15 protein-coding genes are annotated in these 19,931 nt (G+C 67.7%); 6 read left to right on the top strand and 9 right to left on the bottom strand.

What is annotated here, in order from left to right; translation table 11 throughout:
- Window positions 1-30 precede the first annotated feature (30 nt).
- Window positions 31-1,056, bottom strand: coding sequence for a cell division protein ZapE (gene zapE / locus DZG09_RS10465; RefSeq protein WP_119697684.1), 1,026 nt, complete (start codon window positions 1,054-1,056; stop codon window positions 31-33).
- A gap of 145 nt (window positions 1,057-1,201) precedes the next feature.
- Between zapE and DZG09_RS10460 the strand changes: the two genes are divergently transcribed.
- Window positions 1,202-2,101, top strand: coding sequence for a sulfurtransferase (locus DZG09_RS10460; RefSeq protein WP_119697683.1), 900 nt, complete (start codon window positions 1,202-1,204; stop codon window positions 2,099-2,101).
- Window positions 2,098-2,532, top strand: a complete 435-nt coding sequence (locus DZG09_RS10455; RefSeq protein ID WP_240423929.1) for a SufE family protein — start codon at window positions 2,098-2,100, stop codon at window positions 2,530-2,532. Before DZG09_RS10460 ends, DZG09_RS10455 begins: the two co-directional genes overlap by 4 nt.
- Before the next feature lie 42 nt (window positions 2,533-2,574).
- Here DZG09_RS10455 and DZG09_RS10450 read toward each other — a convergent pair whose 3' ends face one another.
- Window positions 2,575-3,774, bottom strand: coding sequence for an alpha/beta hydrolase family protein (locus DZG09_RS10450; RefSeq protein ID WP_119697681.1), 1,200 nt, complete (start codon window positions 3,772-3,774; stop codon window positions 2,575-2,577).
- Window positions 3,775-3,799: 25 nt separating this feature from the next.
- On the opposite strand from DZG09_RS10450, the gene DZG09_RS10445 reads away from it, so the two are divergent.
- From DZG09_RS10445 to DZG09_RS10430, 4 genes are all read left to right on the top strand, one after another.
- Window positions 3,800-4,378, top strand: a complete 579-nt coding sequence (locus tag DZG09_RS10445; protein WP_119697680.1) for a DUF3000 domain-containing protein — start codon at window positions 3,800-3,802, stop codon at window positions 4,376-4,378.
- On the top strand, window positions 4,371-5,573 hold the full coding sequence (locus DZG09_RS10440; RefSeq protein ID WP_240423927.1) for an HRDC domain-containing protein: 1,203 nt from the start codon (window positions 4,371-4,373) through the stop codon (window positions 5,571-5,573). Before DZG09_RS10445 ends, DZG09_RS10440 begins: the two co-directional genes overlap by 8 nt.
- Window positions 5,574-5,645: 72 nt before the next feature.
- Entirely contained in the window at window positions 5,646-6,854 is a 1,209-nt protein-coding gene (locus DZG09_RS10435; protein ID WP_119697678.1) for a thiolase family protein, read from the top strand.
- 5 nt (window positions 6,855-6,859) lie between these two features.
- Window positions 6,860-8,995, top strand: a complete 2,136-nt coding sequence (locus DZG09_RS10430; RefSeq protein WP_119697677.1) for a 3-hydroxyacyl-CoA dehydrogenase NAD-binding domain-containing protein — start codon at window positions 6,860-6,862, stop codon at window positions 8,993-8,995.
- Window positions 8,996-9,076: 81 nt separating this feature from the next.
- Here DZG09_RS10430 and DZG09_RS10425 read toward each other — a convergent pair whose 3' ends face one another.
- From DZG09_RS10425 to dut, 7 genes are all read right to left on the bottom strand, one after another.
- Entirely contained in the window at window positions 9,077-10,891 is a 1,815-nt protein-coding gene (locus DZG09_RS10425) for an ABC transporter ATP-binding protein (protein WP_119697676.1), read from the bottom strand.
- Window positions 10,888-12,777: an ABC transporter ATP-binding protein gene (locus DZG09_RS10420; RefSeq protein WP_119697675.1), complete on the bottom strand. Its 1,890-nt coding sequence runs from the start codon at window positions 12,775-12,777 to the stop codon at window positions 10,888-10,890. Before DZG09_RS10420 ends, DZG09_RS10425 begins: the two co-directional genes overlap by 4 nt.
- Before the next feature lie 77 nt (window positions 12,778-12,854).
- Entirely contained in the window at window positions 12,855-14,807 is a 1,953-nt protein-coding gene (dxs, locus tag DZG09_RS10415; RefSeq protein WP_119697674.1) for a 1-deoxy-D-xylulose-5-phosphate synthase, read from the bottom strand.
- 249 nt (window positions 14,808-15,056) lie between these two features.
- Complete coding sequence (gene acnA / locus DZG09_RS10410; RefSeq protein ID WP_119697673.1) at window positions 15,057-17,861, bottom strand: aconitate hydratase AcnA; 2,805 nt, start codon at window positions 17,859-17,861, stop codon at window positions 15,057-15,059.
- 149 nt (window positions 17,862-18,010) lie between these two features.
- Window positions 18,011-18,814 carry a DUF3159 domain-containing protein gene (locus DZG09_RS10405; RefSeq protein WP_119697672.1) on the bottom strand — a complete coding sequence of 268 codons (804 nt, stop codon included), beginning with the start codon at window positions 18,812-18,814 and terminating at the stop codon, window positions 18,011-18,013.
- Window positions 18,811-19,461 (bottom strand): DUF3710 domain-containing protein, encoded by a 651-nt coding sequence (locus DZG09_RS10400; protein WP_119697671.1) that lies wholly within the window; start codon window positions 19,459-19,461, stop codon window positions 18,811-18,813. Before DZG09_RS10400 ends, DZG09_RS10405 begins: the two co-directional genes overlap by 4 nt.
- A complete protein-coding gene (gene dut, locus DZG09_RS10395) occupies window positions 19,458-19,928 on the bottom strand; it encodes a dUTP diphosphatase (RefSeq protein ID WP_119697981.1) in 471 nt (156 codons plus the stop codon). The genes DZG09_RS10400 and dut overlap by 4 nt, the downstream gene beginning before the upstream one ends.
- Window positions 19,929-19,931: the final 3 nt, after the last annotated feature.

Raw genomic sequence — 19,931 nt, 5'->3', positions numbered from 1 at the left:
ACCCTCCTCGATGAGGAGTGCGGTGCCCGCTCAGGAGTGCGTCGAGGCGTTCAACCGAGACACGGCACGCAGATACTTCTTGCGGTAACCGCCCGCGAGCATGTCCGCGCTGAAGACGTCGTTCAGAGCCGTGCCCGTTGCGCGGATCGGGATCTGCGCGTCGTAGACGCGGTCGACGAAAGCGACGAAGCGCAGCGCCTCCGACTGATCGGTGATCTGGCGCACATCTCGCAGACCGACGGCGTCGACATCGTCGACGAGCCGGATGTACCGCGAAGGGTGCACGTGTGCGAGATGCGACAGCAGCTCGTCGAAGGCATCATCCGACACCGTCGTGCCGACAGCGTCGAGCGCCTCGTCGTACTCGTCGTCGCCCAGCACCACCGCAGTGCCGTCGAGCGAGCGCTGACGGAAGTCGACGCCATCGATCCGGATGGTCTCGAAGCTGTCGGCCATCGCATGGATCTCCCGAAGAAAGTCCTGCGCGGCGAACCGGCCCTCGCCGAGCGCGTTCGGCGGCGTGTTGCTCGTGGCCGCCAGGCGTGTGCCTGACGACACGAGCTCGCCGAGCAGACGCGTCATCACCATCGTGTCGCCCGGATCGTCGAGCTCGAACTCGTCGATGCACAGCAGCGCCGATCCCTTCAGCAGGTCGACCGTGTTCCGATACCCGAGCGCACCGACGAGCGCCGTGTACTCGATGAAGGAGCCGAAGTACTTGCGCCGTGCGGGCAGCGCGTTGAACACCGCGGCCAACAGGTGCGTCTTGCCGACACCGAACCCGCCGTCGAGGTAGACGCCGGGCTTCATCGGGGCTGTCTTCGGTCTGCGTGAGAACAGACCGCGCTTGGCCGGCTCGGCGCCGACGGCGAACGCCGTGAGCTGATCCTTCGCCTCCGCCTGCGACGGATGCTCATCGTCAGCGCGATAGGAGTCGAAGCTCGCCTCGTCGAACTGAGGCGGCGGCACCAGGCTGGCCAGCATCTCCTCGCCCGACAGGTGAGGGTTTCGCTCAGTGAGGCGCACACGGCCGGTGATCGTGCCGATCTGTGTCATATACCGTTCGTTTCGCTGTGTGACGCACGCGCAGCAGGACACGGTGCGGGTGCCCGACAGGGCGCCTAAGCTCGTATAAGGACGCACCAAGTCTACGTCCGTTCGGTTCACGCCGATCGCACGCTACTCAGGCAGGAGCTCAGCCATGACCGTCGCATCCGACCCTTCCCCGGATCTCGCCCAGTTCGCCCATCCGGAACGCCTCGTCACGACGCAATGGCTCGAGGATCACCTCGGCGAGGACGGCCTCGTGGTCGTCGAGTCGGATGAGGATGTGCTGCTGTACGAGACCGGACACATTCCCGGCGCCGTCAAGGTCGACTGGCACACGGAGCTCAACGACCCCGTCGTTCGCGACTACGTCGACGGAGCGGGCTTCTCGGAGCTGCTCGGCGCGAAGGGCATCTCCCGCGACGACACCGTCGTGATCTACGGCGATAAGAACAACTGGTGGGCGGCATACGCACTATGGGTGTTCTCGCTGTTCGGGCACGCTGACGTGCGTCTGCTCGACGGGGGCCGCGACGGCTGGATCGCCGAGGGCAGGACGATCACGACGGAGCCAGCCGATCGACCCACAACCGAGTACCCGGTCGTCGAGCGCGACGACTCCGTGCTTCGCGCCTACCGCGAGGACGTGCTCGCACACCTCGGCAAGCCGCTCATCGACGTGCGCTCCCCCGAGGAGTACACGGGCGAGCGCACGACGGCGCCCGCGTACCCTGAGGAGGGGGCGCTGCGCGCCGGACATATCCCCAGCGCCCAGAACGTGCCGTGGGGCAAGGCCGTGGCCGAGGACGGGCGGTTCAGGTCGCGCACCGAGCTCGAACAGATCTACCGCGACCAGGCGGGCATCGGCGACGCGAGTGACGTCGTCGCCTACTGCCGCATCGGCGAGCGATCCAGCCACACCTGGTTCGTGCTGCACCACCTGCTCGGCATCGAGAAAGTGCGCAACTACGACGGCTCCTGGACCGAATGGGGCAGCCTCGTGCGTGTGCCGATCGTGACAGGCGCAGAGGCGGGAGAGGTTCCGGCGGCGTGAGCGAGCAGGTTCCCGCCGCACTGGCGGAGATACGAGACGAGTTCCTGGAGTTGCCGGAGCCCGAGCGGCTCCAGCTGCTGCTCGAGTTCGCCAACGACCTGCCGGAGATGCCGGCGGAGTACGCCGACCATCCCGAGCGCACCGAACGCGTCGCCGAGTGCCAGTCCCCCGTGTTCATCGTGCTGGCCGTCGACGAAGACGGGCTCGTCCGGATGCACGCATCGGCTCCGCCCGAGGCACCCACCACACGAGGCTTCGCAAGCATCCTCGTGCACGGGCTCACGGGGCTCACCCCGAATGAGGTCCTCGCGGTGTCTGCCGACTACCCGCAGTCGATCGGCCTGAGCAGGGCGGTCTCGCCGCTGCGCATCTCCGGCATGACCGGCATGCTGATGCGCGCCAAGCGCCAGGTGGCGGCGCTGGCGGGGTGAACTCTCATCCGAGCCGGTCGTGAGCGCGTGCTCACGACCGGCTCAGTCCGTCTCTTGGGCGAGGCCCTGGACGGCGAGCCAATCCCTGATGGCGGTGTTCCAGCGCACTTCGTCGTAGTTCCACAGCTTGGTATGGCGGGCGACAGCGAATCTCGGCATCGTGACCAGGTCGTCCCGCTCCTCCGCGAGCGCGCGCGACGCGTCGACGGGGACGTAGCCGTCGTCGTCGCTGTGCAGGATCAGGATGGGTTCGCGCAGCTCGGACGCACGCGCCACCATGTCCAACTCGTCGAACCGGATGCCCTCCCCCGCACGAGCGGCGCGCGACGCCCATGGCGTCTCGAGCATGCCCATGGTGGCTCTCGCCGCAATCGACGGCACACCGAGCGCCTTCGCCTGGAACTCGAGCACGGTGCGCCATTCGACGACGGGCGATTCGAGGATGACGCCGGCGATTCGGTCGCGGTGAGCCGTGTTGACGAGCGTCTGCAGCACGATCGCGCCGCCCATCGACCATCCCATCAGCACGATGCGACGCGCCCCGCGCTCGAGAGCGAACTCGATCGCGGCCTCGATATCCGGCCACTCCGTCGTGCCCAGCCCCTGCAGACCGGTCGGGCTGTCCGGGGCGACGCCGTCGCTGCGGTATGAGACGAGGAGCGAGGTGATGCCCGCTTCTCGCAGCACGGGCACCGCGCGGACTGTCTCGGTGCGGTTCGTGCCCCTGCCGTGCACGACCACGGCCCAGGTCTCATCGTCCGCTGCGCCCCTGACGGATGGCACCAGCCATGCCGGCGCTGGGCCGACCGGCGTCGGGATCTCGACATCGTCGTACGGCACGTGGATCTCATCCGGCGTCTCGAAGTACCACCCGCTGAACGCGCCCCATTGGCCGATCGTCTCATCGTGGCCGACGTGCGTGAGCAGCTTGCGCGTGACGGTCTCGTCATCGGAGCGCAGCACCACGCCGATCTTGAGGTAGTTGATCGTGCCGTTCGAGAATATGCCGTAACGCCCTGGCAACTCTGTGTCAGCCGATCGCGAGATCCTGATCGTCTGCGCGGCCGTGTCGATTCCGAGTATCTCGAGATCCGCCGCTCGCTTGGACGGCGTGACCACCGAACGCGCGACACGGGCCAGCCGTGACCCGACAGCGCCGACGGCGCCGAGAACGAGGCCGATGCCGACACCGGCGAGAACGAGACCAGCGCCGACGGACCCGGCGCGCCTGGAGAGGTTCATGACACCATCACTCTAATCTGTCGGCGTGACGACTTCCGGCCATGACGACTCGTTCGCTGCTCTCGAGTCGCGCGTGCGCGAGGCCGAGTTCCGCGACGACTTCGTGGTGCGCGAGATACCGTCACCGCAGGGTCTCGCCCCGCAGGCGCTCGCCCTCTCCGGCGACGTGCGACCGGACGAGTCGGGCGACTCCCCCTACGGCACCGGTCGCTTCGTGCTGCTGCATGATCCGGATGAGCCCGGCGCCTGGCACGGACCGCTGCGGATCGTCTCGTTCGCCCAGGCGCCGTTCGAGCCCGAGATCGGCACGGACCCGCTGCTCGCCGACGTGACGTGGTCGTGGCTGATCGATGCGCTCGATTCACGCGGCGCAGAGCACCATTCCGCATCCGGCACGGCCACGAAGATCCTGTCGACCGGTTTCGGCTCCCTCGCAGGCGAAGGCAACGGCGCCCAGATCGAACTGCGCGCTTCGTGGTCGCCGGTCGGAGACCCTCGGGCGCATGTCGAGGCGTGGGCCGAACTGGTGTGCATGCTCGCGGGCCTCCCGCCCGGTTCGGAGAAGATCGCCGTCTTCGGCGCTCGGAAAGCGGAACGTGACTGACAACTACAGCGTGATCGACACCATCGACGGATACGACGAGGCGGTCGCGGCGCTCGCTTCGGGAAACGGTCCTGTGGCCGTCGACGTGGAGAGGGCATCCGGTTTCCGCTACTCGCAGCGCGCCTACCTCGTGCAGGTCTTCCGCCGCGGTTCCGGTGTGTTCCTCTTCGACGCTCCCGCCTTCGACGACCACGCGCCCCTGCAGGAGGCGATCGGAGACGCGGAGTGGGTGTTCCACGCCGCCAGCCAGGACCTGCCATCGCTGCGTGAGATCGGTCTGGTGCCCGGTTCCGTGTTCGACACGGAACTGTCTGCCCGGTTGCTGGGCTGGCCGAAGGTCGGCCTCGCTGCCGTGACCGAGCGCACGCTCGGAATCGAGCTGAAGAAGGAGCACTCGGCAGCGGACTGGTCGACCAGGCCGCTGCCCGACTCGTGGCTGGAGTATGCGGCGCTCGACGTGCTGCACCTGCTCGACGTGCGAGACGAGCTCGCCGCGGCGCTCGACGAAGCCGAGAAGACCGTGTGGGCGACCGCGGAGTTCGAACACGTGCGCTCGATGCCGCCGAAGCCGCCGCGGCGCGACCCGTGGCGTCGCATGAGCGGGCTGCACCGGGTGAACGGGCGTCGCCCGCTTGCGATCGCCCGTGAGCTGTGGACCGCGCGCGAGGAATACGCGCGTGAGCAGGATGTCTCCCCCGGTCGGCTCGTCCCGGATCGCGCACTGGTCGCCGCCGTCATGGCGTCACCGACATCGAAGTCGCAGCTGGCGGGGCTGAAGGAGTTCACCGGCAGGGCGAGCCGCACGCAGCTCGATCGGTGGTGGAACGCGATCGATACCGGGCGCAACAGCACCGACTTGCCCCCTGACCGGCTTCCCGGCGACAGCCCGTATCCACCGCCGAAGGCGTGGCGGGATCGCAACCCGGATGCCGATCGTCGGCTGAAGCAGGCGCGCGCCGCCGTGTCGGAGCGCGCCGACGAGCTCGAGGTTCCCGCCGAGAACCTTCTCACCCCCGATCTGCTCCGTCGCGTGGCATGGGATCCGCCGGTGCCGCACGCCCAAGATCCGGTCGCCGATGCCCTGCGCGCGGAGGGCGCCCGCGACTGGCAGATCGACGAGACGGCGGGCATCATCGCCGAGGCGTTTGTGCAGGCTGCCCAACCAGTCGACGACGCCGCGGAACCCGCTTCGTAGACACTGCCCAACCGAATCGCGCTTCGGCTGTGGGGCGCCCATAGGCTGGAAGCATCCAACAAGGGAGGCAGAGTGGCCGAGCTCTCGGACGTCTATTTCGTGGACGGCGTGCGCACGCCCTTCGGGCGCGCAGGAGAAAAGGGAATGTACGCGCAGACGCGCGCAGACGACCTCGTCGTGAAGGCGATGGTGGGTCTGATGGATCGCAACGAGGAGGTGCCGAAGGATCGCGTGGACGACGTCGCCATCGCTGCGACGTCACAGACGGGAGACCAGGGCCTGACCCTGGGGCGCAGCACGGCGATCCTCGCCGGTCTGCCCCAGAGCGTTCCGGGTCTGGCGATCGAGCGCATGTGCGCCGGTGCCATGACGGCGGTCACGACGATGGGAGCCTCGATCGGCGTCGGCATGTACGACGTCGCCATCGCCGGCGGCGTCGAGCACATGGGCAGACACCCGATCGGAGCGAACGCCGACCCGAATCCGCGGTTCGTCGCCGAGCGTCTGGTCGACCCCGAGGCGCTCAACATGGGTGTGACCGCAGAGCGCATCCACGACCGCTTCCCTCACCTGACCAAGGAGCGCGCCGATCGCTTCGGTATGCTCAGCCAGCAGAAGGTGCAGGCGGCCTACGAGGCAGGCAGCATTCAACCGGACCTCGTCCCGGTGTCGGTTCAGGGCGCCGATGGCGCGTTCGGGCTGGCGACCGAGGATGAGGGCCGCCGGCCGGAGACCACACTGCAGGGTCTTGCCGAGCTGAAGACCCCGTTCCGACCCCACGGTCGCGTCACCGCCGGCACGGCATCGCCCCTCACGGACGGGGCGACGATCAGCCTGCTCGCCGGAGGCCAGGCCGTCACAGAGCTCGGGCTGGCCCCGAAGATGCGGATGGTCTCGTTCGCGTTCTCCGGTGTGCAGCCGGAGATCATGGGCATCGGCCCGATCCCCTCGACGGAGAAGGCACTCGCCAAGGCGGGGCTCTCGATCGAGGACATCGGGCTGTTCGAGCTCAACGAGGCCTTCGCCGTGCAGGTGCTGTCCTTCCTCGATCACTTCGGCATCGACGACGACGACCCGCGCGTGAACCAGTGGGGCGGCGCGATCGCCCTCGGGCACCCGCTCGCGGCGTCCGGTGTGCGCCTGATGATCCAGCTCGCGGCTCAGTTCGCCGAGCGTCCCGACGTCCGCTTCGGCCTCACCGCGATGTGCGTCGGCCTTGGACAGGGCGGATCGGTCGTCTGGGAGAACCCGAACTACACCGGCAAGAAGAAGCGGAAGTGACACGCATGACCGACTACGCATCGATCGACTTCACCCCGCTCGACGACGCTTCCGTCGACGAGGTCATCACCCACTCGCTCGTGCGCGACGTGACGCTCGCCAGCGGTCGCACCCTCGCACTGATCACGCTGCACAACGGCCGGGACCACACCAGGCCCAACACGCTGGGGCCGCGCACGCTGACGGAGCTGAGCGCCACGCTCGACGCCCTCAGCGCCCGGGCAGCCGACGGCGAGATCGACGCCGTGGCGATCACCGGAAAGCCGTACATCTTCGCCGCCGGGGCCGACCTCTCGCAGATCACGGCACTGCAGTCGAAGCAGAACGCGCAGCTGATCGCGCAGCGCGGCCACCAGGTACTGGGCAGACTGAGCGAGCTGGGCGTTCCGAGCTTCGCGTTCGTGAACGGTCTTGCGCTCGGCGGCGGGCTGGAGATCGCGCTCAACTCGACCTACCGCACGATCGACTCGTCCGCGGCCGCCGTGGCGCTCCCCGAGGTGTTCCTCGGCATCGTGCCCGGATGGGGCGGGGCGTACCTGCTGCCGAACCTGATCGGCATCGAGAACGCGCTCGAGGTCGTCATCTCGAACCCGCTCAAGCAGAACCGCACGCTGAAGCCGCAGCAGGCGAAGGATCTCGGCATCTTCGACGCCATCTTCTCCCCGGCTGCATATCTGGAGTCCTCGCTGGCGTGGGCGGACGGCGTGCTGGCCGGCGACATCCGGGTCGAACGGCCCCATCAGCCGGGCAGGATCGAGAAGACGGTGAAGTGGCCGGCGGCCATCAAGGTCGCCCGTGGCATGCTCGAGTCAAAGATCGGCACCGTGCCGCGCTCGCCCTACCGTGCGCTCGAGCTGCTCGAGAAGGCACGATCGGGCACGCGGGAGGAGGGCTTCGCTCGGGAGGACGAAGCACTCAGCGACCTGATCGTCGGCGACCAGTTCGCGGCTTCGATGTATGCGTTCGACCTCGTGCAGAAGCGCGCCAAGCGTCCCGTCGGCGCACCGGACAAGTCGATCGCCCGTCCCGTCAACAAGGTCGGCGTGATCGGAGCGGGCCTGATGGCCAGCCAGTTCGCGCTGCTGTTCGTGCGGCGCCTGCAGGTACCCGTCGTCATCACCGATGTCGACCAGGCGCGCGTCGACAAGGGCATCGGATACATCCGCGACGAGATCGGCAAGCTCGAGAGCAAGGGCCGCGTCGACGCGGACACGGCCAACCGTCTCCGGGCGCTCGTGACCGGCACTGTCGACAAGAGTGACTTCGCCGACGCCGACTTCGTCATCGAGGCCGTATTCGAGGAGATCGGCGTCAAGCAGCAGGTGTTCCGGGAGATCGAGCAGATCGTCTCGCCCGAGGCGGTCCTCGCCACCAACACGTCGTCGCTGTCGGTCGAGGAGATCGGCTCCGTACTGACGAACCCTGAGCGCCTGATCGGCTTCCACTTCTTCAACCCCGTGGCCGTGATGCCTCTGGTCGAGGTGGTTCGCACGCCGCAGGCGAGCGACGAGGCGCTGAGCACCGGCTATGTGGTCGCGAAGAAGCTCCGTAAGAACGCCATCGGCTCGTCTGACGCGCCGGGCTTCATCGTCAACCGCCTGCTGGCGAAGGTGATGGGCGAGGCGGCACGTGCAGTCGACGCAGGCACGCCGCTCACGGAGGTCGAGCAGGCGTTCGTCCCGCTCGGTCTGCCGATGGGACCGTTCGAGCTCATCGATCTGGTCGGGTGGAAGGTCGCCGCACACGTGCAGGACACGATGGTGCACCACTTCCCCGAGCGGTTCCACAGCTCCGCGAATTTGCATGCCGCCGCTGAGATCGACTCACCGCTCGAGCGCGACAAGAAGGGGGCGATCACCGGATGGTCGAAGAAGGCAGCGAAGGCCGTCACCGTCGGTGACTCCCCCATGACCGCGGACGAGATCCTGCGCAATGTGGAGGACGAACTGGCCAGGGAGATCCGGATCATGCTCGACGAGGGCGTCGTGCCCGAGGTCGAGGACATCGATCTCGCGCTCATCCTCGGCGCCGGCTGGCCGTTCGTCGACGGCGGCGTGACGCCCTATCTCGACCGCTCGGGCTCTGCAGCCCGCGCCGCAGGCGGCCCCTTCCACACCCCACCGATCCGCGGCATCGAGTAGCCGCACACTTCTTCATTTCTGGCACATCTCCGGGTGGGTGACCCACCGGATCTGTGCCAGAAATGAAGAATCGGAGTGGGGTCAGACCAGCGAGTCCTTCCACGCCGCGTGCAGGCGGGCGAAGGTGCCGGTGCCGGCGATCAGCGCGGCGGGGGTGCCGTCCTCGATCACACGGCCGTGTTCCATCACGAGCACGCGGTCGGCGATCTCGACCGTCGACAGCCGGTGCGCGATGATGATGGCCGTGCGATCGGCCAGGAGCGTCTGCAGAGCGTCCTGGATCATCCGTTCCGACGGCATGTCGAGTGACGCGGTCGCCTCGTCGAGGATCAGCACGGCGGGGTCAGCTAGGAACGCCCTGGCGAACGACACCAGCTGACGCTGGCCCGCGGACACCCTGCCGCCGCGCTTGTTCACGTTCGTGTCGTAGCCGTCGGGGAGCTGCTCGATGAAGTCGTGCGCGCCCACCGCCTTCGCCGCACGGACGACCTCCTCCATCGCCGCGCCCGGCTTCCCCAGCGCGATGTTGTCAGCGACTGACCCGCTGAACAGGTAGGCCTCCTGCGTCACCATGACGATGGCGCGACGGAGATCCTGCGGGCTCAGGTCGCGCAGATCGATGCCGTCGAGAGTGACGCGTCCCTCGGTCGGGTCGTAGAAGCGCGAGACGAGCTTGGCGACGGTCGACTTCCCGGCACCCGTCGTACCGACGACCGCAACCGTCTGGCCGCTCGGAATGTCGAGGCGCAGCTCCGGCAGCACCGTTCGACCGTCGCCGTACCCGAACGTGACGTCGTCGAGGAGCAGGTGCCCGCTCGCCTGTGCGAGCGGCTCCGGGTTCGCGGGGTCGGGCACGGAAGGCTGCTCTTCCAGCACTCCCGACACCTTCTCGAGCGAAGCGGCCGCCGCCTGATACGAGTTCAGGAACATCGCCACCTCCTGCAGCGGTGCGAAGAAGTTGCGCACGTACAGCACGGCGCCCAGCAGCGCTCCGACCGTGAACGACTCCCACGTGATGCGCACGCCGCCCCACAGAACGACGGCACCGATCGCGAACGCCGAAATGGCCATCAGAGCGGGCTCGAAGGTGCCGAACAGCCGGATGACACGCATGTTCGCATTGCGGTACGCCCCGGCGAGCCTGCCGAACTCGACCTCGTTGCGGGGCTCTGTGCGGAATGCCTTTCCTGCGCGAATGCCCGTCATCGTCTCGACGAACTTCACGATGACGCGGGCGCTGTGCACGCGCGTGCCGCGGTAGGCGGACTGCGAGCTGCGATAGAACCAGCGCATCAGGAGCGCGAGCGGCCCACCGCAGACCAGCACGATGAGACCGGACTGCCAATCCATGATCATCAGCGCGATAAGGGTGAATCCGCCGTACAGCACTCCGGCGACGAGCTCGGTGAGGCCTCCGGCGAAGAGCTCCCTGATCGTCTCGAGATCGCTCGTCTGGCGCGAGATGATGCGTCCAGATGTGTACTGCTCGTGGAACTCCAGACTCAGCAGCTGGGTGTGCCGGAACACACGCAGGCGGAGGTCGAGCAGGACGTTCTGGGTGATCCGTGCGGCCAGCACGTCGTACCACGCGAGCAGCCCCGCCCCGAGGATCGCGGTGAGCGCGTACGCCCCGACGACGAGCCACGTGGGTCCCCAGTCCGCCTCGTCGATCACCGCAGGCAGAGCCGTATTCAGGCCGATGGCGAGCAGCGCTGGGCCGAGCACGCGGAATCCGGTCTGCGCGACGACGACGATCGAGACGCCGAGAAGCCGCCAGCCCAGCGGGCGCAGCAGCGCGAGGAGGAGTCGCCCCGACCTGCGCCGGATGACGCGGCTCTCCTCCCTGGTGTAGTCCTCGCGGTCCTCACCGGCGACCCCTTGCACGGTCGCGCTCATCGCGTGCTCCCCTCGTTCTGGGCCGGTTCTCGCTGGCTCTCGCGCTCCGCGATGATGTCCAGTTCGCTCGTCGGGTTCGGATCGCGGCTGGCACCGCCTTCCGTGTGCTCGATGCTGGAGATGACGGCGCGATAGCCGGCCGACGACGCCATCAGATCGGTGTGCGCGCCGACCGCCGTGATCCGGCCGTGCTCGAGCAGGGCGACACGATCCGCGAGCGCCACGGTCGATGGTCGATGCGCCACGATGAGAGCCGTCGTTCCCGCGAGCACTCTCCGCAGCTCGGCCTGCACACGCTCCTCCGTGTCGACGTCCAGCGCGGACAGCGGGTCATCCATCACGATCACGGAGGGACGCGCCGCGACGGCACGGGCGAGCGCCAGCCGCTGGCGCTGCCCGCCGGAGAGGCTCATGCCCTCCTCCCCGATCATCGTCGACACACCGTCAGGCAGCTCCTCGACGAACTCCGCCTGCGCTACGTCGAGCGCCTCCCGCATCACACGTTCCGCCTCGGACGACTGGATGTCGAGGTCGTCCCGCCCGAGCAGGACGTTCTCACGCACGGTCGCCGAGAACAGCGTCGCATCCTCGAAGGCCGTGGCGATCCGGGTGCGCAGCTCCACGATGGACAGGTCGCGCACATCGACGCCGTCGAGCGTGACGCGGCCGCCCGTCACGTCGTACAGCCTGGTCGGCAGCGTGGTGAGTGTGGTCTTCCCCGACCCCGTCAGCCCGACCAGAGCCATCGTCTCGCCCGGGGCGAGCGCGAGGTCGACGCCGTCTAGCAGGTCGCGCTCGCCCGAACGCGCGTCCTGGTAGCGGAAGCGCACGCCCTCGAACCGGAGTTCCCCGCGCGGAGCGGTCAGCTCGACAGGCGACGCAGAGTCGATGATGGTGTCGGTGGAATCGAACACCTCGAATATGCGGTCGGTCGCCGTACGGGTGTCGAGCAGGAACGAGAACAGGAAACCGATCGATTCCATGGGCCAGCGCAGAATGGTCGCCATGGCGAAGTAGGCGAACAGCTGCGAGACCTCCAACTCGCCGGCCTGGGCGAGCCAGATGCCGAGCGCAAGGCAGGCCGCGAAGGCGAGCTCCGGCATGAAGACGAGCACGAAGTCGATCACCGCGATCGAGCGCGCCTTGCTCATCTCCGTGCTGCGCAGGCCCTCGGCCTGGCGCGTGAAACGGGTGAGGGCATCCGGACCGCGGCCGAATGCCTTCAGCACCCTGATGCCGTGCACGCTCTCCTCGACGCTCGTCGCGAGGTCGCCCTGCTGGTCCTGGCTGCGCCGGGTGAGCATGCCGTAGCGCCGCTCGAAGCGGAACGCCTGCACGAACACGGGAATACCGGATACGAGGAACACGCTGCCGAGCGCCCAGTGCCACTGGAACAGCAGCGCCGCCCCGATCAGCACGGTGAGCAGGTTCACTACGAGCATGATCAGCCCGAAGGCGAGCCAACGGCGGATCTGACCGATATCCTGCATCATCCGGCTGAGCAGCTGCCCGCCCTGCCAGCGATCGTGGAACTCGATCGGAAGCCGCTGCAGACGGTTGTAGAAGCGCGTGCGCACGTTGTACTCGATCGACGCCGACGGCGCGAGCACGAACCACCGCCGAAGCCACACCATGGCGGCCTCGACCAGCCCCAGCCCCAGCACGGCCAGCGCACCCCAGACCACCGGTTCGGTCTCGCCCGTCGACAGCGGGCCTCCCACGATCCATTCGAGGGCGGTCGGGATCATCAGGGCGACGATCGACGCGCACAGCGCGGACAGCCCGCCCAGCCCGATTCTGGGCAGGTCGGCCTTCGCGAACGGCAGAAGACGCAGCAGTGCGCGATGCAGCGGCAGGCGCGCGCCGCCGGTGTGGGAACGGGACATGACTCTCTCAGCGTTCGGAATGGGCAAAGCTCTTCAGCTTATACCCGCGCCGGGCTCGTGGCGCCGTCACGCTGCTGTCAGCGTGACGCGTGGTCGACCGGGCCGGTGGGAGTGCGCACATCGTGCTCGTACTCCGACCGCGCAACGGGCACCCGTGTGCCCAGCACCTGCGAGACGACGTCCTGAGCGATCTTCGCCGGTGTGAGCCCCGCGTCCGCAAGGATCTCGTCGCGCGAGGCGTGGTCGAGGAACGCGTCGGGCAGGCCGAGCTCGTCGACGGCCGTGTCGATGCCCGCCTCGCGCAGCACCTGGCGCACGCGGGTGCCGATGCCTCCGACTCGGATGCCGTCTTCGAGAGTGATCACGAGACGGTGTCTGGCTGCCAGTCCGATCACAGAGGGCGGCACCGGCACGACCCACCGCGGGTCCACGACGGTGGCACCGATCCCCTGTGCCTTCAGACGTGCGGCGACGTCGAGCCCGACCGAGGCGAACGGTCCGATGCCGACGATCAGGACGTCCTCGCTCTCGCCTCGCGAGAGGACGTCGACGCCGTCGTCCAGCCGTTCGATCGCGTTGATCGCGTCAGGGACTGCACCCTTCGAGTAGCGAACGACCGTCGGAGCGTCCTCGATCGCGACGGCCTCGCGCAGTTCCTCTCTGACGCGCTCGGCGTCGCGAGGAACCGCTATCCGGATGTTCGGCACGATATGCAGCAGGGCGAGATCCCACATGCCGTGGTGGCTGGGCCCGTCGGGGCCCGTGACGCCCGCCCTGTCGAGCACGAAAGTGACCCCGGCACGATGCAGTGCGACGTCCATCAGCACCTGGTCGAAGGCGCGGTTCACGAACGTCGCGTACAGGGCGACGACCGGATGCAGCCCGCCGTAGGCGAGGCCGGCCGCCGAGGTCACCGCATGCTGCTCGGCGATGCCGACGTCGTAGACCCGATCGGGGAAGCGCTCGGCGAACGGCGCGAGCCCCGTAGGCCGGAGCATGGCCGCAGTGATCGCGATGACGTCCGAGCGATTCTCGCCGACCTTCACCAACTCGTCCGCGAACACGTCGGTCCACGACTGGGCCGAGCCACCCCCCACGGGACGGCCGGTCTCCGGATCGATCTTGCCGACGGCGTGGAACTGATCGGCCTCGTCATTGCGCGCGGGCTCGTAGCCGCGCCCTTTGTCGGTGATGGCGTGCACGATCACCGGAGCGCCGTACGACTTGGCCAGCTGCAGTGCCTCCGTCATCGCCCGCACGTCATGCCCGTCGACTGGGCCGAGGTACTTGATGCCGAGCTGCGAGTACAGCGGAGAGTAGTTGGCGAACCGCGAGAGGAACCCGCGCGTGCCGCCCCGGATACCTCGATAGAGGGCACGGCCGATCGATCCGAATCTCCCGGCCATCCGACCCGATTTCTCGTCGAGGGAGCGGTACGTCCCCGCCGTCCGCAGGCGGTTCAGGTAGCGCGCCATGCCTCCGATCGTCGGCGCGTAGGAGCGCCCGTTGTCGTTGATGACGATGACGAGATTGCGCTCGTTGTCGTCGGTGATGTTGTTCAGCGCCTCCCACGTCATGCCGCCGGTGAGCGCACCATCGCCCACGACGGCGACGACGTGACGGTCGGAGCGGCCCGTCCTCGCCAGTGCGCGCGAGACGCCGTCCGCCCAGCTGAGCGAGCTCGATGCGTGCGAGGACTCGACGACGTCGTGCTCGCTCTCCGAGCGCTGCGGGTAGCCGGCGAGGCCGCCTCGCGTGCGCAGCCCGGCGAAGTCCTGTCTGCCCGTGAGCAGCTTGTGCACGTACGACTGGTGACCGGTGTCGAAGATGATCGGGTCATCCGGTGACTGGAACACTCTGTGCAGCGCGATCGTCATCTCGACGACGCCCAGGTTCGGCCCGAGGTGCCCTCCCGTGCGGGCCACGTTCGCAATGAGGAACTCGCGGATCTCCGCGGCCAGCTTCTCGAGCTGTGCGGGGGTGAGCCCGTCGAGGTCGCGCGGCCCACCGATAGATTCCAGCAGAGTCATACCTTCGAGATTACGCCAGCAGACCTGGAAGGTCTCGCCCTGACGCGCAATGGGGCGATCCCGATGATCGTCCCCGCCCGCTCCGCAGCGCCGAAACGGGACCACGAGATGCGCACTTCTGCGACATCTGGGCGTCAGAACCGGCGCATCTCGACGAGGACTGCGCATCTCGGCAGCGGGGCTGAACGCAGGAAGGCCCCGCCCACCTGTGGTGGACGAGGCGTTCCTGGCTGGTCGCCGGGCGCGGGCTCAGACGAGCTGGCGGAGGACGTACTGAAGGATGCCGCCGTTGCGGTAGTAGTCCGCCTCACCCGGGGTGTCGATGCGGACGACCGCATCGAACTCGATCGGCTGCCTGCCGTCTGCCGAATGCTCGCTGGGCTCTGCGACGACGTGCACCGTCTTGGGGGTGGTGCCCTCGTTCAGCTCCTCGAGGCCCGTGATCGAGAAGACCTCGGTGCCGTCGAGACCGAGCGAATCGGCGGACGTGCCCTCCGGGAACTGCAGCGGAACCACACCCATGCCGATGAGGTTCGAGCGATGGATCCGCTCGAAGCTCTCGGTGATGACGGCGTGCACGCCCAGCAGGCTCGTGCCCTTCGCCGCCCAGTCGCGCGACGAGCCTGAGCCGTACTCCTTGCCGCCGAGCACCACGAGCGGCGTTCCCGCATCCTGGTAGTTCTGCGAGGCGTCGAAGATGAACGACTGCGGCGCATCCGGCTGCGTGAAGTCACGGGTGTACCCGCCCTCGACACCATCGAGCAGCTGGTTCCTCAGACGGATGTTGGCGAACGTGCCCCGGATCATCACCTCGTGGTTTCCACGGCGCGAACCGTACGAGTTGAAGTCCTTGCGGTCGATGCCGTGCTCGTTCAGGTACCGGCCGGCCGGCGTGTCCGCCTTGATCGCACCGGCGGGCGAGATGTGGTCCGTGGTGACCGAATCGCCCAGCTTCGCCAGCACGCGTGCACCGGTGATATCGCGCACAGGCGTCAGTTCGTGCGTCATCCCGTCGAAGTACGGAGGCTTGCGCACGTAGGTCGAATCGGCGTCCCACTCGAACGTCGAGCCGGTCGGCGTCGGCAGATTGCGCCAGCGATCGTCGCCGTCGAAGACGGTCTTGTACTGCTTGATGAACTGCTCGCGCGAGATCGCGAAGTCGATGATCTCCTGCACCTCATCCGGCGACGGCCAGATGTCCTTCAAGAACACCTCGTTGCCGTCGGAGTCCTTGCCGAGGGCGTCGCTGTCGAAGTCGAAGTGCATCGAACCGGCCAGCGCGTACGCGACGACCAGCGGCGGCGACGCGAGGTAGTTCATCTTCACGTCGGGGCTGATGCGTCCCTCGAAGTTGCGGTTGCCAGAGAGCACTGCCGTGACCGCGAGATCGTTGTCGTTGATTCCCTGCGAGACCTCGGGGATCAGTGGGCCGGAGTTTCCGATGCAGATCGTGCAGCCGTAGCCGACCGTGTAGAAGCCGAGACCCTCGAGGTCCTTGTCGAGACCCGACTTCTCGTAGTAGTCGGTGACGACCTTCGACCCCGGTCCGAGCGTGGTCTTCACCCACGGCTTGCTCTTCAGGCCCTTCTCGCGCGCCTTCCGCGCGATGAGGCCCGCGGCGATCATGACCGACGGGTTCGATGTGTTCGTGCAGGACGTGATCGCGGCAAGCGCCACAGCGCCGTGGTCGAGTGTGTACTCGCCCTCTGCCGTGCGGATCTGCACGGGCTGCGACACGGAAGCCGGCGGGTTCGCCGAGTTGTGGTGCACGACCGTTTCGGCGTGCTCGGTTTCGAGCGAGGCCGGATCCGATGCGGGGAACGACTCCTCACCGGCCTCGTCGACGATGTCGGACGACGCCGAGGTGTAGTTGAGCAGGTCCTTGTCGAACTGCTCCTTCGCCTCCGAGAGCAGGACGCGGTCCTGCGGGCGCTTCGGACCGGCGATCGACGGCACGACCGTCGACAGGTCGAGCTCGATGTACTCGCTGTACTCGGGTTCGCGGGAAGGGTCGTGCCAGAGACCCTGCTCCTTGGCATACGTCTCGACGAGCTCGACCGCGTGCTCCTCGCGGCCGGTCAGTCGCAGGTACTCGAGGGTGACATCGTCGACGGGGAAGATCGCGGCGGTCGAGCCGAACTCCGGCGACATGTTGCCGATCGTGGCGCGGTTGGCGAGCGGCACGGAACCGACTCCCTCGCCGTAGAACTCCACGAACTTGCCGACGACGCCGTGCTTGCGCAGCATGTCGGTGATCGTCAGGACGACGTCGGTCGCCGTCACACCGGCGGGGATCTCGCCGGAGAGCTTGAAGCCGACCACGCGCGGGATGAGCATCGACACCGGCTGGCCCAGCATGGCCGCCTCCGCCTCGATGCCGCCGACGCCCCAGCCGAGCACGCCGAGACCGTTGACCATCGTGGTGTGCGAGTCGGTGCCGACGCAGGTGTCGGGGTACGCGCGCACCACACCGTCGGCCGGACGGTCGTAGATGACCTTGGCCAGGTGCTCGATGTTGACCTGGTGCACGATGCCGGTCCCTGGCGGCACGACCTTGAAGTCATCGAACGCCGTCTGGCCCCAGCGCAGGAACTGATAGCGCTCGCCGTTGCGCTCGTACTCGATCTCCACGTTGCGCTCGAGAGCGTCCTCGCGCCCGAACAGGTCCGCGATGACGGAGTGGTCGATGACCATCTCGGCCGGCGAGAGCGGGTTGATCTTGTTCGGGTCTCCCCCGAGCGCCGTCACGGCCTCACGCATCGTGGCGAGGTCGACGATGCAGGGCACGCCGGTGAAGTCCTGCATGACCACACGCGCAGGTGTGAACTGGATCTCCGTGTTCGGCTCAGCAGAAGCGTCCCAGCTGCCGAGGGCACTGATCTGCTCCTTGGTGACGTTCGCGCCGTCCTCCGTGCGGAGCAGGTTCTCGAGGAGGACCTTGAGGCTGTAGGGCAGCTTCTCGTGGCCCTCCACCGCGTCGAGGCGGTAGATCTCGTAGTCGGAGCTGCCGACTTTCAGGGTGCTCTTGGCACCGAAGCTGTTCACCGTGGACACCGGTTCATCTCCTTCGGAATTGACCGCGGGCTTTGCCCATCATCCTGCCCCTCGCCCAGCCCGCGGGCTAGCAAGGGAGACCTAACCTGTCGGGCCTCTCCCGAGGTCGCAACAGACCGTAGATTTATCTTGACGTCAAGATAAATCTATTATGCCTGATGCTCGGCATCTGATCGTCCATCCGGCGCGTCCGAACGCGGATACAGGCGGCGTGCGGTGAGCCATGTCCCCGCCAGGAGAAGGGCGAACAGCGGGATGCCCATGATGATCTTCACTGTGCCGAGCGTGGCGACGTCCTCGGCGAAGTAGAACGGCAGCTGCACGCCGAGACGCAGCCCGAACAGCCCGCCCCAAGCCATCGACAGCCAGAAGAACACCCGCCGTTTGCGACGATCATCGCGCCACGCCAGCCCCTCGCCCACGAGGAAACCGGAGATGACGCCGATCAGGGGCCATCTGACGAGCGCAGAGATCAGGAACGCGGAGCCGTAGGCGATGTTCGTGATGAAGCCGATCACGAACTGGTCTTCCGCGCGGCCCGTGAACAGCGGAATCCCCGCTGCGATCACCGCCGCGATCAGCCCCGACAGTGCGGCGATCGGCGGCGACTTCATCACGAGCCGGATGATCGTGAAGATCGCGGCGGCACCCACGGAGATGATCAGCGACAGCAGCAGCATGCCCGTCGCCGTGTAAGCGACGACGAAGCCCAGCAGCGGCAGCACCGATTCGGCGACGCCGCGCCATCCGCCGATGACGCGCCACACGACGCGTCCGGTGGGTTCGTCGGCATTCGGATCGATGCCTGCCCGACGCGCCGCACTGTCAACGGCCTGCCCGAGCACCTCCGACGCGCTCGGCTCATTCGGTTCGGCCGCAGGAGGCGTCAGAGGCGTGCGCCCGGAGTCGTCACCGGCGCGTCCTTCGACGTCGTCGGGCCGCGCGTCACTCACGCTGTGCCCGGCGACGCCGGCATCTTCAGCGGGATCAGGTCGCGCGGCGGCATCGGGTTCTGTCCACGCACGACGACGAGGGAGCGGAACAGCTCCTCGACCTGGCGTGCCGCGTCCGGATCGCTCGTCGCCTTCCCTCCGATGACGCCGCGCAGGAACCAGCGCGGGCCGTCCACGCCGACGAAGCGCGCGAGCCTCATCGATTTGCCGCCCTCAGCGTCGCCGGTCGGCACCTCGGCCAGAAGCTCGGCGCCGAGTGCGCCTTCGCGCTCCTCGACGCGACCGCCCTGGCCGCGGACCTGGTCACGCAGCTGATCGCGAGTCTCGTGCCACAGACCGCTCGATCGCGGCGCGGCGAAGGGCTGCACCTGCAGGGTCGAGTCGACGTAGTCGAGCCCGATCGCCACGATGCGCTTCGTCTTCTCTTCGACTTCGAGGCGCAGGTTGAGGCCGTCCCTCGGCAGCACCTTGAGGCCGCCGAGATCGATGTAGGGACGCACCGGGTTGACCTCGCTGGCGTCGAAAGGGCCGCCCTCTGCCCGGTCATCCGGGGCAGATTTGCCCGCTGATGCGTCGTCGGATGCTTCAGGCTCCGACTGCTCGACGACCTGGTCCTCTGCGTTCTCGTTCGTGTTGTCGTCGCTCACTTGTTCTCGTTCTCCTCGTTCGATGCGGCGATCGTCTCCTCCGAGCTCTGGTAGCCGGTCGAGCCGAAACCGCCGTCGCCGCGCACGCTGTCCGGCAGCTTCTCAACCGGGAGGAATCGCGCCTGCGTCACCGGCATCAGCACCAGCTGCGCGATCCGGTCCCCCTCTGCGATGTCGTACGGCTCGCGTGGATCGGTGTTCAGCAGCGCCACTTTGATCTCTCCGCGGTAGCCGGCGTCGATCGTGCCAGGCGCGTTGACGATCGTGATTCCGTGTTTGGCCGCGAGCCCGCTTCGCGGCATCACGAACGCCGCGTACCCATCGGGCAGCGCGATGCGCACCCCGGTGCCGACGAGGGCACGCTCCCCCGGTTCGAGCCGCACGCTCTCAGCGGAGACCAGGTCTGCCCCTGCATCGTTCCGGTGGGCGTACTGCGGGGCCACGGGTGCGAGAATGGGCACATTCACGGA

The sequence above is a fragment of the Microbacterium halotolerans genome (assembly GCF_003569805.1).
GTDB classification, from domain to species: domain Bacteria; phylum Actinomycetota; class Actinomycetes; order Actinomycetales; family Microbacteriaceae; genus Microbacterium; species Microbacterium halotolerans.
This window is presented reverse-complemented; position numbering and strand designations above follow the sequence as displayed.

Excerpts from the sequence above, each read along its gene's own strand:
- zapE (WP_119697684.1), bottom strand. The coding sequence starts at position 1,056 with ATGACACAGATCGGCACGATCACCGGCCGTGTGCGCCTCACTGAGCGA.
- DZG09_RS10460 (WP_119697683.1), top strand. The coding sequence starts at position 1,202 with ATGACCGTCGCATCCGACCCTTCCCCGGATCTCGCCCAGTTCGCCCAT.
- DZG09_RS10450 (WP_119697681.1), bottom strand. The coding sequence starts at position 3,774 with ATGAACCTCTCCAGGCGCGCCGGGTCCGTCGGCGCTGGTCTCGTTCTC.
- DZG09_RS10430 (WP_119697677.1), top strand. The coding sequence starts at position 6,860 with ATGACCGACTACGCATCGATCGACTTCACCCCGCTCGACGACGCTTCC.
- DZG09_RS10425 (WP_119697676.1), bottom strand. The coding sequence starts at position 10,891 with ATGAGCGCGACCGTGCAAGGGGTCGCCGGTGAGGACCGCGAGGACTAC.
- DZG09_RS10420 (WP_119697675.1), bottom strand. The coding sequence starts at position 12,777 with ATGTCCCGTTCCCACACCGGCGGCGCGCGCCTGCCGCTGCATCGCGCA.
- dxs (WP_119697674.1), bottom strand. The coding sequence starts at position 14,807 with ATGACTCTGCTGGAATCTATCGGTGGGCCGCGCGACCTCGACGGGCTC.